The sequence below is a fragment of the Vreelandella stevensii S18214 genome (assembly GCF_000275725.1).
In the GTDB taxonomy this organism is placed as follows: Bacteria; Pseudomonadota; Gammaproteobacteria; order Pseudomonadales; family Halomonadaceae; genus Vreelandella; species Vreelandella stevensii.
Map to the genome: position 1 here is coordinate 39,880 of NZ_AJTS01000033.1, position 14,323 is coordinate 54,202.

General features: G+C 63.4%; 13 protein-coding genes. 4 read left to right on the forward strand and 9 right to left on the reverse strand.

Annotated features, from left to right (window positions below):
- Positions 1 to 28: 28 nt before the first annotated feature.
- The 3 genes from HSS18214_RS0106660 to HSS18214_RS0106670 all read right to left on the reverse strand — a co-directional run bounded on the left by HSS18214_RS0106660 (position 29) and on the right by HSS18214_RS0106670 (position 3,663).
- The gene (locus HSS18214_RS0106660; RefSeq protein WP_016914511.1) at positions 29 to 571 is read right to left on the reverse strand and encodes a C40 family peptidase; all 543 of its coding nucleotides are present in this window, start codon (positions 569 to 571) and stop codon (positions 29 to 31) included.
- Positions 572 to 782: 211 nt separating this feature from the next.
- Complete coding sequence (locus tag HSS18214_RS0106665) at positions 783 to 3,248, reverse strand: DUF1266 domain-containing protein (protein WP_016914512.1); 2,466 nt, start codon at positions 3,246 to 3,248, stop codon at positions 783 to 785.
- A gap of 172 nt (positions 3,249 to 3,420) precedes the next feature.
- A complete protein-coding gene (locus tag HSS18214_RS0106670; RefSeq protein ID WP_009098790.1) occupies positions 3,421 to 3,663 on the reverse strand; it encodes a GlsB/YeaQ/YmgE family stress response membrane protein in 243 nt (80 codons plus the stop codon).
- Between the two features lie 129 nt (positions 3,664 to 3,792).
- On the opposite strand from HSS18214_RS0106670, the gene HSS18214_RS0106675 reads away from it, so the two are divergent.
- From HSS18214_RS0106675 to HSS18214_RS0106690, 4 genes are read left to right on the forward strand one after another with little or no spacing between them, the layout of a single operon-like run.
- The gene (locus HSS18214_RS0106675; RefSeq protein ID WP_016914513.1) at positions 3,793 to 4,662 is read left to right on the forward strand and encodes a D-hexose-6-phosphate mutarotase; all 870 of its coding nucleotides are present in this window, start codon (positions 3,793 to 3,795) and stop codon (positions 4,660 to 4,662) included.
- Between the two features lie 60 nt (positions 4,663 to 4,722).
- Positions 4,723 to 4,914 carry a hypothetical protein gene (locus tag HSS18214_RS0106680; protein ID WP_016914514.1) on the forward strand — a complete coding sequence of 64 codons (192 nt, stop codon included), beginning with the start codon at positions 4,723 to 4,725 and terminating at the stop codon, positions 4,912 to 4,914.
- Between the two features lie 46 nt (positions 4,915 to 4,960).
- Positions 4,961 to 6,349: a YcjX family GTP-binding protein gene (locus tag HSS18214_RS0106685; protein WP_016914515.1), complete on the forward strand. Its 1,389-nt coding sequence runs from the start codon at positions 4,961 to 4,963 to the stop codon at positions 6,347 to 6,349.
- Entirely contained in the window at positions 6,346 to 7,386 is a 1,041-nt protein-coding gene (locus HSS18214_RS0106690) for a YcjF family protein (RefSeq protein ID WP_016914516.1), read from the forward strand. Before HSS18214_RS0106685 ends, HSS18214_RS0106690 begins: the two co-directional genes overlap by 4 nt.
- 33 nt (positions 7,387 to 7,419) lie before the next feature.
- On the opposite strand, the gene HSS18214_RS0106695 is transcribed toward HSS18214_RS0106690, so the two are convergent.
- The 6 genes from HSS18214_RS0106695 to HSS18214_RS0106720 form a co-directional block, all read right to left on the reverse strand.
- Complete coding sequence (locus HSS18214_RS0106695; RefSeq protein ID WP_016914517.1) at positions 7,420 to 8,541, reverse strand: ABC transporter ATP-binding protein; 1,122 nt, start codon at positions 8,539 to 8,541, stop codon at positions 7,420 to 7,422.
- A gap of 19 nt (positions 8,542 to 8,560) precedes the next feature.
- Positions 8,561 to 9,439, reverse strand: coding sequence for a carbohydrate ABC transporter permease (locus HSS18214_RS0106700; protein WP_016914518.1), 879 nt, complete (start codon positions 9,437 to 9,439; stop codon positions 8,561 to 8,563).
- Positions 9,432 to 10,346: a carbohydrate ABC transporter permease gene (locus tag HSS18214_RS0106705; RefSeq protein WP_016914519.1), complete on the reverse strand. Its 915-nt coding sequence runs from the start codon at positions 10,344 to 10,346 to the stop codon at positions 9,432 to 9,434. The genes HSS18214_RS0106700 and HSS18214_RS0106705 overlap by 8 nt, the downstream gene beginning before the upstream one ends.
- A 96-nt stretch (positions 10,347 to 10,442) precedes the next feature.
- On the reverse strand, positions 10,443 to 11,717 hold the full coding sequence (locus HSS18214_RS0106710) for an ABC transporter substrate-binding protein (protein WP_016914520.1): 1,275 nt from the start codon (positions 11,715 to 11,717) through the stop codon (positions 10,443 to 10,445).
- 168 nt (positions 11,718 to 11,885) lie between these two features.
- On the reverse strand, positions 11,886 to 13,289 hold the full coding sequence (locus HSS18214_RS0106715) for a sensor histidine kinase (protein ID WP_156808485.1): 1,404 nt from the start codon (positions 13,287 to 13,289) through the stop codon (positions 11,886 to 11,888).
- A gap of 53 nt (positions 13,290 to 13,342) precedes the next feature.
- Positions 13,343 to 14,059, reverse strand: coding sequence for a response regulator (locus HSS18214_RS0106720; protein WP_016914522.1), 717 nt, complete (start codon positions 14,057 to 14,059; stop codon positions 13,343 to 13,345).
- Positions 14,060 to 14,323: the final 264 nt, after the last annotated feature.

Here is a 14,323-nt window from a genome sequence, read left to right on the forward strand (position 1 = left end):
AACGGGGGCCCAAGGCTACTGAAGAAGGCTACTGAAGATAGGACTGTTCGAAACGACCATTCAGCTGAGCAAGATTGGTCGGCTCCAGCGCCCGGCGAGACTGCCAGTAGTAACGCTGCCAGTAGCTGTTATCCAGGCTCGAGATGATCACCCCTTGCGAGGTGGAAGCATGCAGGAAGTAGCCGTCACCAACGTAGATCCCGACATGGTTGTAGCGTCCTGGGGGGCGGAAGAAGACCAGATCGCCCGCCTGCAGCTCCTGGCGGTCGATCGAGCGTCCCTCATGCACCTGATCCTGGGTGGAGCGCGGAAGCTCCATATTGAACGTATCGCGGAAAACATGTCTAACCAGTGCAGAGCAGTCGATTCCCCTTTCGGTGGTTCCCCCTACTCGGTAAGGAGTGCCGGCCCAGCGCTGGTGCTGTTCGAGAAGGGCCTGGCGAATTACCGTAGGTGGTGGGGTCTGCATGCTGCGCAATTGCGCCATGATCGGATCGGCTGGCGACATTTGCGGCGTGGCGCCGTTCATGCCGGGCAGCACCATCGAGAAATAATCCTCGGGGGGCTCCATATCCTGACTTCCACCGGAGCCTGCACAACCAGCCAACAATGCTACGAAGACACAAACACTTACAACACGGACAGCGGTCACAGCGGGGTGTGGCAACGCAACCATGCGATCAACCTCGTAAAAAATGTATAGGAAAAAGTAAACCGAGCATGAGAAAGCTCATGGACACAAACACTGGACTATAAGCCACTTGTCCCATGTTTGGCGAGCCTCAATGCAAAATACGCTGATCTCCCGGTAGCGTATCGATATGTAGCGGCGCAAAATGGCGCGGTTTGTTGCCCGGAAAATCCAGACTGGCCCAGGGCCCCGCCAGAATGGGCGCGCCACACAGCCAGGCCACCAGCGCTTGGCGAAAGCCCGCCAGAAAGCTTTCTCGCTCGGGGGTTTCCCCCATGAAGAACGAGAATCCGGCGTACATCCCCGCCGCATACTCTTGCCAACCGGCGTAATGGTCTGCGGCCAACTGATAGGCGCGGTCCAGCACGTCGGCAAAGGCCTGCTTGTCCAGCCAGCCTAACTGCCGGGCAGCAATGGCCAGGTCCACGAGCTGAGCAATATCCCACGCGGCCATGTCGACGTCGTTACAGCCGTCCTCGTTGGCACTCACTCGGCGCAACCGTAGCAGATGGTGGCGCTCCTCTTCGCCGCAGTCGCCCGATTCGAGAATGGCGATTTCTGCCGCCAGCCGCTCCGGGTTCAACGTGTAGGGCGCGTAATTGATCTGGTACTCCTGACGGTCCCCGGCTTCCAGCATGAAGCTGAGGAACTCTTGCATGTCGTCGGCGCTTGTCAGGTGGTAGTGGCTTTCGACCCACTCGCGAATATCCGCACATTCGCGCGGGCTCTCCAGCTGTGGCTCGCTCCATACGGCGCTATTCAATGGCCCCACCAGAGACATCGCCGTAAAGTGGCTCAGCGTAGGCCGCTCACCCGGCTCACACCAAGCGTCTGGCTGCCAGTTCAGCCAGTGAAACAGGCTGCCGGGATCCTCCAGGTGCCAGGCAATTTCACTGATCAAGGAGTCGTGCTCGGGCTCCGGCAGGCAGCTTTCCCAGGCAAACCATGCTTCCAGCAAGCGTTTGGGCGAGGCATAGAAACGGCACAGGCAGCTGCGCAACGCGCTGGCATGCTCCATGAGCGGTTCGCGCTCGAACAGCCCACTGTCCAGCGCCATGTGGAGATAGAACGCGAACTTCTCGGCCATGTGAATGGTAGCGGCGTGTCGGCTGACGCCTTTCACCGCATTGCGCTGCTTCAGCTCGTCGGGGGTAGGCTGGCCGAAATGCGTCTGCGAAGGCGGCATCACCCCATGGACGGCATCCGCCGCCAGCTGATTCAGGTGGTGTGCCTGAGCGGGCAACCAGTAGCGCGCCAGCACTTGATGCCCTTCGTCGGCATGCAGCCCCAACGACTCTTGCACATACACCGCTGCGTCGGTGCGGCGCTGCTCGCTGATCGGTGCCGCAGGGTTCAGTTGGCGCAGCATCACATCGGGTTCACGCACCCCTGCCAGCGCCAGCAGCCAATGATGAGGGGTATTGCGCCAGCGGCGGATGCGCTGACGTGAAGCGTCGCGGGTGGCATCGTCCAGCAGGGCGCTGGGCGCCTGTTTCCATGGGCTGAACGGGGCGTGCATCAACAGCTTGTGGCGTGGCGAAGGCGTCATGCCCCGGCGATCGACGCCCTCGAACAGGCTCTGACCACGCAGGTAAGCCTTCAGCATGGCATGCCAGTCATGGTAACGACGGCCAATCAGGTCAGCCGCATGGGCCGCCAGGTCGTCTGCTTCGGCCTGGCTCAGCCAGCCGCTGCAAACGCCCGCCCAGGCCAGTTCGACCAGCCGCAGCCAGTCCCAGGCCGCCCACTCCAGGGGCTCCCCCTGATGTACGAAGGTAGTCAGTACGGGCGCATGGGCAGACTCCTGCTCGACACCGCGCTGCCACTCCTGACGCTGGGCATAATCCATGCTCAACAGCTCTTGGGCTTCGATGTCCCAGCGCTGACGCTCGCCCTGAGCGCTCAGCCATAGCATCACTTCAAGCAGTTGCTCGCGGTCGTAGACCTGCCAGACGCGCTCCATCCAGGCGCGGGCCTCGGGCCAGTCGGCGGCGCTGGCGGGATGGCAGATCACCGGCCGGAACAGGGCGCCCAGCCGCCAGGGCCGCGCCTCAGGCGCATCGGGCCACAGCGAGGCGGGCAGCGCCAGCTTAGCCAAAGCCGCCTCCAGCGCAGGCCAGGTGATGCCCTCACCGTCGCTTTCAAGGTCGGCCAGCGCCTGGCAGGCGTCGATGAATCGGTCATCGGCGCCGGTTTCCCAGCCCTTGGCCCCCATGGCCCGGCGCAGGTCGGCCAGCCAGCCGCGCAGGTCGCCGTAATCCGTGGTGATACGCCGCGCAACGTGATGCGCCCAGCGCTGAGCCTGATCCGGTGCCAGCCAGCCAGCGGCGCCACCCAGTGCGGCCCACTCGAGGGCGCTCAGCAGTCGGTCTGCGTGACCGGCAGGCGCGCCCAGTGCAAAAAACAGCTGATCCGCCAACGTCCCGCGGTCCGTGATGCCCAGCTGCAGCAGGCGTTGCTCGGCCGCCACTGCATCTACCGCCAAGGGGTGCGGTGTGAAAGCCCAATCACACAGCACCAGCTGTTGAGCCCACCAGGCATTTAGTGCATCGGCCAAAAGACACCTCGAAGAAACAGAAAGCGATCCATGAAAGCAATACCGCGCGGAGGCAGGGCTGCCAAAAGCGCCATAGTGTAACGGAAACTAACGCCAAGACCGATAGCCCGCGCACAAAACAACGCTGCCCGGCACAAGGGCCGGGCAGCGTAGGGAACAGCCGAGAGAAGCGCTAAGCGCTTTTGACTTTACTGATGACCCACAACAACACCACGGCCCCCACGGTCGCCGTCACCAGCGAACCAATGAAACCGCCCGCCTGAAGGCCCAGAAGACTGAACAAGAAGCCCCCGACCAAGGCGCCAATGATACCTACCCCGATATTGCCCAGCACGCCAAAACCGCCGCCGCGCATGATGTTGCCAGCAATCCAGCCAGCCAAACCACCAATGATCAACCACGCAATAAAGCCCATACATCCTCCTTGGTTTTACCTAGCCTGGGGTTTTAACTTTCGCTTATGGTTGTTCTACCATAGCACACAGCGCCAGGGTGCTGCCCATTTGTTGCCTTTACTCACAAGGCCTTCTTACAAGGACTTCCCATGATTCCCGACTCCCTCACACAGCTGCTTGCCGATGTCGATGGCCACCAACCGGCTACCTGGCAAGGGCGCGACGTCGCGCTGTTCAACATGGACTGGGGCAGCATGGTGATCAGCCTGCAGGGTGCCCAGGTGCTGCACTTTCAACCGCGCAACGAGCAGCCCTGGCTATGGGTGACGCCCACGCCTCAGGCGATGCCGGGAGCGATTCGTGGCGGCATCCCACTGTGCTGGCCCTGGTTTGCCGACGAGCGTTATGCCGACGAAAGCCCCGAGCGTAACGGCCCCTTTCACGGTCTGGCTCGCCACGCCCAGTGGCGCCTGGACGCTGTGGACGATCATGCGGAAGGCATCGAGGTGCACCTGTCACCCACCCAGCCCCTGCACAGCCAACTGACCGCTCGGCTGGTGGTTCAAGCCAACGCCCAGCGCCTCAATGTCGAGCTGATCACCGAAAACATCGGCGAGGCGCCGGTCAAGACCAGTGGCGCACTGCATACCTACCTGGCTGTCGATGACGTGCATCAGTGCCGCCTGGAAGGGCTTTCCGGCGCCCGTTACCTGGACAAGCTGCGCGACTTCAGCGAAGCACAGCAGCAAGGCACGCTGGCCATCCGGGGCGCTGTCGACCGCATCTACCACACCAACGAAGCCGTCCTGCTCAACGACGGTGTACGCGCTCTGCGCATCGCCAAGCAGTCTAGCGACTCGACGGTGGTATGGCATCCCGACAGCGACCTGCCCAGCGACACCCCCGCCGAGGCGGGCCGCCATTTCGTCTGCGTAGAGGCGGCCAATACGCGCCTGGACCCCGTATGGCTGGTGCCCGGCGCCCAGCACCTGCTGGGTACGACATTAAGTCGCGGTTAATGCTGGATTCATCCAGCCCTTGGTAAGGTAGGCCTGTCTGCCAACGAGTAAGGAGCTACTATGAACCCTCAAGATATGCTTGAGGCCGCGACCATCGCGTTCAATCTTGTGGGTATGGTGGTGTGTATCGTGGGGCTGACGCTGGCACAAAAAATGTCGCGCAAGTGGCCAGGCTATGTGATTGCCGTCATCGGCTTTCAGATTGCCACGATGCCGATGTTCTATCAGCTGACGCTGATGCTACGCTACTGATGCCGCCCTGCCCTGCTTCCCATGCCCTGCCTGCGAGAGAGTCGTTATGCGCCAGCCGTTGAGTCGTGAACTAGGCAACCTGTTGGAACGCAGCCGGGATCGCCAGCTGCGGCTGGCCGTCACCGGCCTTTCCCAGGCGGGCAAGACGGCCTTTCTGACCTCGCTGGTCAATCAGTTACGCCACGCAGGCGTGGAAGCACAGCTTGACTTGCTGCCCGTCGCCCGGGAAGGCAGGCTGCTGGGCGCCCAGCGGCTGAGCCAGCCTGACCTGGGCGTGCCGCGCTTCCCCTACGACCCGGGCATGAGCGCGCTGAACGACACCCCGCCGCGCTGGCCTGAGCCGACCCGAGGCATCAGTGAGCTGCGCCTGCAGCTGCGTTATCGCCCTGCAAGGCCGGGCTGGCTCACCCCCGAGATCGCCCACCTGACCCTGGACCTGTTCGATTATCCCGGCGAGTGGCTGCTCGATCTTCCCCTGCTGCAGCATGACTTTTACAGCTGGAGCCAGCAGCAGACCCAGCATCTGGGGCCGCACCGCCGGGCGCTGTTCAGTGAGTGGCTAGCTGAGGCCGAACAGCTGGACCCCAGCGCCGAGGCGGATGAAGCGCACCTGGCACGCCTAGCGGAGGCCTATGCGCTGGGGCTGCGTCGCGCGAAGCAGGCGGGCTTTTCCGACCTGCAGCCGGGCCGCTTCCTGCTGCCGGGCGAGCTAGACGGCGCGCCGGTGCTGCAGTTCTTTCCCTTGCCTGGACTGGAGGCTCCCCAGGAGCGCCTCGACGCGCTTCCGGCCACGAGCCTCTACGCCACGCTGGCATCGCGCTTTCGTTACTATCAGCAGCAAGTGGTACGGCCCTTCTATCGCGACCACTTCCGGCGCTTTGACCGACAGATCGTGCTGGTGGATGTGCTCGGCGCGCTCAACGCGGGGCCGGAGCGTTTCGAGGACCTTTCCAAAGCGCTGCATCAGCTGATGCAGAGCTTCGATTACGGCAAGCGCAGCCTGTTGACCCGGCTGTTTGCGCCCAAAATCGACCGGCTGGCGATTGCCGCCACCAAAGCCGACCATGTCACCCCCGACCAGCACCCCCATGTGGTGACCCTGCTGGAAGCGCTGCTGGCGGAGCCGCTCAAGGACCTGCGCTACGCGGACATTCCCGTCAAAGCGCTGTCGCTGGCCGCCATCCGCGCCACCGAGGCCCGGGAAGTGCTCCACGACGGCCAGCGCAGCCCGGCCCTCAAAGGCACCACCCTGGAAGGCGAAGAGGTGCTGGTCTACCCAGGCGACGTGCCCAGCCGCTTGCCCAGGGCCGATTTCTGGCAGCAGCAGGGGTTCGATTTCCCGAGTTTCCGCCCGATGCCCGCCAACGGCGAGGCGCTGCCCCACATCCGTATGGACGCCGCGATCGACTGGCTGATTGGAGATAAACTGTCATGAGCAACCCTCAGCCCCGCCGCGACTTTCATAGCGAAGCGCCCCCCGAGCCCGCCGCAGAGACCCTGCGCCAGCACGAGCGCTTTGCCGCCACGGACACCCACCAGCCGCTGGCCACCCAGGCCGAGCTGAAAGCCCTGCCGGAAGAAACCCTGGGCGCTCCCCGCAAGCGCCGCTGGGGGCTGATGTTTGCGCTGGCAGGCGGTGCCACGCTGGGCACCGTGGAACTGGTCACCGGCATCCCCGATGCGCTCGCGCAGTCCCAGTGGCTTACCATGGCCTGGCAGCTCTTCGGTATCAGCCTGATTGGCCTGGGCAGTGTCTCGCTGCTGAAGGAGATTGGCCGTCTGGGGCGGCTCAAGCGCCATGACCGGCTGCGGGCCAACCTGGCCGAACTGCCCCAGCGCTCCGGCAAACAGGCGTTGGCCATGGCCGAACAGCTTCGCCAGCAGCTGAAGCTCGGCAACGACGACCCCCATTGGCTAGCCTTTCAGCGCGCCTGCCAGCCCCACCATAGCGGGGAAGAGATCCATACGCTGCTGCGCTACCACCTGTTGGCCCCTCGAGACCGGGAAGCCCAGCGTTTGATTACCCGCATGTCGGGTGAAACCGCCATCATGGTGGCAGTCAGCCCGCTGACACTGGTGGATATGGCCCTGGTGGCCTGGCGCAGCCTGGCCATGGTAGACAGGCTCAGCCGCCTGTACGGGCTGGAGCTCGGCTACGCCAGCCGCCTACGGCTGTTTCGCCATGTGTTGCACAACATGGCCTTTGCCGGGGCCAGCGAACTGGCCACCGATGCCAGCGTCAACATGCTCTCGCTGGATTTGGCAGGGCGCTTGTCGGCACGTGCAGGCCAGGGGCTGGCCACGGGGCTGCTGAGCGCCCGTCTGGGGCTACGCGCCCAGCGCCTGTGTCGGCCGGTGGCTTTCAGCCCGGAAGAGCAGCCGCGGCTGGCCGACCTGCGCCAGGATCTCTGGCGACAGCTCAAACGGCTGGACAAGGAGCCCGCCCCTGCCGCCACGCGGCACAAGGAGTAGGAGTAAGCCTGTCACAGCGCGTCAGGCAGCGGTTCAGGCCAGCCGCTGCTCGGTGTCGGCATCGAACAGTACCGCCCGGGACATATCCACCCGCAGTGCCAAACGCTCGCCGGGTGCGACCGGGCATTTGGGGCCGACCCGCACGGTGATCTCCTGCTCGCCCAACGGCAGGCGCAGCAGAATGTCTGCCCCGGTAGGTTCTACCACGCTCACCGTGGCCTCCAGCAGGGTGCCTTCCGCCTGCTCGGCAAGCCGCAAGTCCTCTTCGCTGAAATGCTCCGGGCGCAGGCCCAGAATGACCGATTTCTCCAGCCGCTCGACCAGCTCTGGCGAATGGCGAGAGGCAGGCCACGGCAGCAGCAGATCAGCCTCCCCCGGCGTGGCAATGCGCAGGGCGTAACCCTCCCCAGCCGCCACCAGCGTGGCACGGATGAAGTTCATCGACGGCGAGCCCATGAAGCCCGCCACGAACATGTCCACGGGGTTGTTATAGACCTCGTCGGGGCTACCCAACTGCAAGATATGCCCATCGCGCATCACCGCGATGCAGTCGGCCAGGGTCATGGCCTCTACCTGGTCGTGGGTGACGTACACGATGGTGGTGCCCAAGCGCTGGTGCAGCTTCTTGATCTCGGTCCGCATGTCTACCCGCAGCTTGGCGTCCAGGTTCGAGAGCGGCTCGTCGAACAGGTAGACCTTGGGCTCTCGCGCCAGCGCGCGCCCCATGGCCACCCGCTGGCGTTGGCCACCGGACAGCTGAGCGGGCTTGCGATCCAGCAGGTGGGAAATCTGCAGCAGGTCGGCCACCCGCTCCACGGCGGCTTCCCGTTCGGCCTTGGGCACCTTGCGCATCTCCAGGCCAAAGCTGATGTTCTGGCGCACGGTCATGCTGGGGTAGAGGGCGTAGGATTGGAACACCATGGCAATATCGCGCTCGGCGGGGGTCCGCCAGGTGACGTCCTCGCCGTCGATATAGATATTGCCGCTGGTGACGGGTTCGAGCCCGGCAATGGCGTTCATCAGGGTGGATTTACCACACCCGGACGGCCCCACCAGAATCAAAAACTCGCCGGAGTCGATGGAGATGCTGACATCCTTCAGCACCCGTTCGCTGCCAAACTCTTTGCGTACGTTGTGAATTTCTAACGCTGCCATGATCAAAATCCTATTGTTATTAGCCCTTTACGGAGCCTGCCGTGAGCCCACGCACGAAGTATTTGCCCGCCAGCACGTAGACCACCAGCGTCGGTAGCGCGGCAATCATGGCGGCTGCCATGTCGACGTTGTATTCACGTACGCCTGTGGAGGTATTGACCAGATTGTTCAAGGCCACGGTGACCGGCTGGGTGTTATGGGACGAGAACGCCACACCGAACAGGAAGTCGTTCCAGATCTGAGTGAACTGCCAGATCACCGACACCACGATGATCGGCGCCGAGACCGGCAGCAGAATGCGCCAGAAAATACGAAAGAACCCGGCCCCGTCCAGCTTGGCCGCAGACACCAGCTCGTTGGGAATGCCCACGTAGAAGTTGCGGAAAAACAGCGTGGTAAAGGCGATACCAAATACCACATGCACCAGAATCAAGCCCGCCCGCGAGCTGGAAAGCCCCAGCCAGCCCAGGGTTTGCGCCATGGGCAGCAACACCACCTGAAACGGAATGAAGCAGCCAAACAGCATCAGCGCGAAGACCAGCTCAGAGCCCTTGAAGCGCCATTTGGTCAACGCATAGCCGTTCAGCGCGCCCACGGCGGTGGAGATCAGCACGGCGGGGATGACGATGGCAAAGGAGTTCCAGAAGTAGCCACCCACGCCCTCGCAGCGCATGCCGGTACACGCCTCGCCCCAGGCTTTGGCCCAGGGTTCGAGCGTCGGGTTTTGCGGCAGCGACAGCAAAGTGCCTGCGCTGATTTCGCTGAGTGGCTTGATGGAGGTCATCAGCATGACCACCAGCGGCAGAATATAAAACAGGGCCGCCAGCACCAGCACGCCATAAAGCACCCCGCGCAGCAGCCGCGCGCCCAGCGTTTGGCGACGGATCACGTTAGCCATGTTTGCGGCTCCTCAATTCGGAGTAGAGGTACGGAATCAGGATGGCCAGCACGCCCCCCAGCATCAGCATGGCGCTGGCCGACCCCAGCCCGATCTGCGCCCGGTTGAACGCATGGGTATACATGAACGTGGCTGGCAGGTCCGTTGCATAGCCCGGCCCACCGCCGGTGAGCGCCACCACCAGGTCAAAACTCTTGATGGCGATATGCGCCAGAATCATCACCGCGCTGAACACCACCGGACGCAGACAGGGCATCACCACCCGCCAGTAAATGCGCGGCAGGCTGGCCCCATCGAGCTGGGCGGCCTTGACGATGCTGTCGTCGATACCACGCAGCCCCGCCAGAAACAGCGCCATCACGAACCCGGAGGCCTGCCAGACGGCGGCAATCACCAAGGTGTAAATGGCCATATTGGGGTCCACGATCCAGTCAAAGCGAAACGACTCGAAGCCCCAACTGCGCACCATGGCTTGAATGCCCAGCTGCGGGTTGAGCAGCCACTTCCACACCACCCCCGTGACGATGAACGACAGCGCCATGGGGTAGAGATAGACCGTACGCAGCGCGCCTTCCTGGCGAATCTTCTGGTCCAGCAGAATGGCCAGCAGCGCTCCCAGCACCAGGCAGATAAGTATGAACAGCGCGCCAAATACCATCAGGTTGGTGGAAGCGACCCACCAGCGCTCGTTGGCCATCAGCCGGGCATACTGGCCAAAACCGACGAACTGGTAGCTGGGCAGCATGCGTGAGTTGGTCAGCGACAGCACGAACGTCCATAGCATGAAGCCATAGACAAAGAACAGCGACACCGCGACAGAGGGCGCCAGCACCAGCTTCGGCAGCCACGCCTGTAGCCGACCGGACGCCGTGGGCGGCAACGCGGCACGCGTAGTAGGTTTCGTCATGGGAATTCCTCACCCGTCATCCGTCGGCGCCGCCATTGCGGCGGCGCCGATCACCAAGGTCAAGCGCGTTTGGCGCTTCGCGTCAGGGTGACGTGATCAAAAGGCCGCCGCCTGGGCGGCGCTGACCATCCGCTGGGCGGCTTGCTCGGCGGGCATGTTGGCGTCATTGAAGTAGTTGGTCACTACATCGAAGATGGCGCCCTGCACATCCGCACGTACGGCCATGCCATGGGCCATGCTGGGCACCAGTCCGCCCTGCTCGGCGGTACGCTGGAAATCTGCCAGCGACTGCTGTGCGCAGCTGTCGAAATCGCTCATGTCCAGGTCAGGCCGCGCGGGGATGGACCCCTTGGCCAGGTTGAAGGCTTCCTGGAAGGTGGGTTCCAGTACCAGCCGTGCCAGCGTGTGCTGGGCATCCCGCTCCTCGTCATCGGTGACGCGGAACATGGCCAGGCTGTCGATATTGAAGGTAAAGGCGTCTTCGCTACCCGGGGCGGCAGCACACAGATAATCTTCTCCCGCCGTCAGGCCCGCTGCGGTGAACTCGCCTTTCGCCCAGTCGCCCATCAGCTGAAAACCGGCGGCTCCCTCGATCACCATGGCCGTGGCAATGTTCCAGTCGCGCCCCGGCATGCCTTCATCCATCAGGCTACGCAGGCGTTTGAAATCTTCCAGCGCGGCAACCATCTGCTCGCCCCCCAGGGCTTCCGGGTCCAGCTCCACCAGCGCCTGCTGATAAAACTCGGTGCCCTGGCTGCCCAGCACTACGCTTTCGAAGACGGTGGCGTCCTGCCACGCCTGGCCGCCATGGGCCAGCGGCACGAAGCCCGCTTCACGGATTGCTTCTCCGGCAGCAAACAGTTCTTCCAGCGTGGTGGGCATCTCGACACCTGCGGCCTCCAGCACGTCCGGGTTGGCCCACAGCCAGTTGACCCGATGCACGTTGGCGGGGACGGCGACGTACTGGCCGTCGTAACGCATGATATCGGCCACGATGCCCGGCAGCAGGTCGTTCCAGCCTTCGGCCTCGGCGACGTCGTTCAAGTCACCCAGCAGGCCAAGCTCGCCCCACTCTTGAATTTCCGGCCCTTTGATTTGTGCAGCCGAGGGCGGATTGCCCGACATGGCCCGAGACTTCAGCACCGTCATGGCGGTTTCACCGCCGCCCCCGGCCACGGCGAAATCCTGCCAGCCATAGCCTTCGGCTTCGAGCAGCTCCTTGAGCACGTTGGCGGCGCGAGCTTCACCGCCGGAGGTCCACCAGTGCAGCACTTCCACCTCGCTGGCCTGGGCAGTACTTGCCATGGCCGTTCCAGCCGCCAGGGCCAGTGCGAGGGCAGATTTTTTGAAGACGGGTGAGGGAATACGCATGAGATAGCTCCTGCTGTTGTTGTTATGAGGTGTCATGAAGAACACAGAGTGCCGCGCTACCTGCACAACCCAACTGGCAGGCAGCGGCTCATGGCAGAGTACGTCACCCTAAGTCACAACGGGAGTTACCGAATCCTGCATAGTATTACAACCTTGTAATAGTCGGGCTTACAGGGTTGTCACGGTGGGTTGGCGCGGCAGGGTCAAGGTGGCCACGAGGCCCCCTGCGGGGTGGTTGGCCAAGCGAATGTCGCCGCCATGGGCACGAGCAATGTGCCGCGCAATGCCTAGGCCCAGCCCACTGCCCCCGGTATGGCGGCTGCGCGAAGCTTCCAGACGTACGAAGGGGGAAAACACCCGCTCCCTCTGTTCCGCCGGGATACCGGGGCCACGATCATGAATCTGAACCTTGACCTCACCCGCCTGCTCCTCCAATACCACGTTGGCGTGCTGGCCGTAGAACACGGCATTCTCCAGCAGGTTCGCCAGGCACCGCTTCATGGCCAGCGGCTTGACGGTCAGCGGCGGCACCTGACCACTGATCCGCACGTCGCTCCCCTGCACACGCAGCTCGTCTGCCAACGCCTCGAGAAGCGCCGTCATGTCAGTGGGTTCGGGCTCTTCGTGGAGGTCCAGCCCTTTCACCGAGGCCAGCGCGCCCTTGACCAGCTCCGCCAGTTCATCCAGTGAGGCGCAGAAACGCTCTCGCTGCTGCGGATCATCGAGCATCTCGGCCCGCAAGCGCAGCCGGGTGATGGGCGTTTTAAGGTCGTGGGAAATCGCCGAAAAGAGCCGTTCACGCTCTTCTACCTGCTCACGAATACGCCGCTGCATGCGGTTGAAGGCAACAGCGGTGGCCGCCACCTCTCTGGGGCCGCTCTCTCTCAGCGGCGGGCTGTCCAGATCATCGCCCAGCCGACGGGCTGCACGCGACAGCCGTGCCAATGGTCGGGTCACGCTGGTGATGCCCAACAGCGACAGCGCCAGCACGGTCAGCAGTACCACCAGCCCCGCCAGCAGACGCTCTTCAGAGAGCCAGCGGTATCCGCTGAAAATGTCCGGTACGCCCAGCAGGGTCGCCACGTAGAGCCAGGTATCCGGGGCCAGCTCCAGTTGCACCACCAGAATGGGCGGCGACAGCGGCTCCATCAGCAGGCTGTGCTGGCCCCAACGCGGCGGCAGGTCATAGAGCAGCACTTCATTATTGAATACCCGCAGGGTCTCGGGGCGGGAGAACTCCACCACGACATCGTCGATCGACAGTTGCTGGGTGAGGATCGTGTGGACATTGTTCACCACCACCGCTTTTTCGGGGCCGCTGCCAATGTCCTCCACGGGGATGCGCCGCTGGTTGACGCTGACAAAAAAGCGCGTGCCTCCCATGTTGCGCAGCTGGTCGAGCACGATATGGCGATAGTCCACCGGCAGCGAACGAAAAAAGCGCATGGTGGACGCAATGCTGAAGGCCATGTTGCTGGAGAGCTCATCGAGCTGCTCCAGCTGGCTAGCGCGCATTTGCGCGGTCCAGATCGCGTAGCTGGCCACCTGGGCGGCCAGTACCCCTGCAATCATGATGATCACGAAACGGCCGCGCAGGCTGGCGGGTAGCCAGCGTCGCCAGCGCTTCACAGGGCGGTGTCTACCTGAGCGGTCAACACGTAGCCCGCCCCGCGCACCGTACGAATCAGCTGCGAGTGCTGGGCATCTTCACCCAGCCGCTGGCGTAGCCGACACACGTGCACGTCGATGGAGCGGTCCAGAGGCGGGGCGTCTCGGCCCCGGGTCAAGGCGTACAGGTCGTCACGGGTAATGACTTGGGCGGGGCGTTCCAGAAACACCTGAAGCAGCTGGAAGTCGGCACCTGACAGAGCCGTACGCTCGCCCGCCTGGTCCACCAGCTCACGGGTCATGCGGTCCAGCTGCCACTCGCCAAAGCGCACCCAGCGAGCCTCCTGAGGGCCCACTGCCGTGCGGCTTCGACGCAGCACGGCCTTGATACGCGCCAGCAGCTCACGGGGGTTGAAGGGCTTGCCAAGATAGTCGTCGGCGCCCAGCTCCAGCCCCAGAATACGGTCGGTGTCGTCCGCACTGGCGGTGAGCATGATGATCGGCAGGTCGCTGTGCTTGCGCAACTCGCGACAGATGGTAAAGCCATCATCCCCCGGCATCATCACATCGACGATCAGTAAATCCGGCGTCTGCTCGGCAAGCTGCTGATAGAGCGCCTGCGCCCCTTCGGCCGTGAACACCCGATAACCGTGGCGCCCCAGATAATCCGCCAGCAGCTCGCGGATTTCCGGGTCATCATCGACCACCATCAAGGTCGCAGGCGTGGTTGTCATCGTGGAAAGCGCCCCTGGGTTGTTATCGTTTTAGGGGCTAGATGATGGTGGAGCGCTGTCGCTACCGCAAGCGGCTCTCGACTAAGGTGGCAGAACTAACCCGACAGCCCGAAGCGCTCAGCCAACCACTGGGCCACCGCCGCTTCCCCGTGATGGCCAATGCGCCGGGCATCGGGCACACGGTCGAACAGCGCCGGGTGGGCGTTGGCCATGACCTGCGCCTCCCCGGCCAGAGTCAGCATCTCGGTGTCGTTGAGGTTGTCC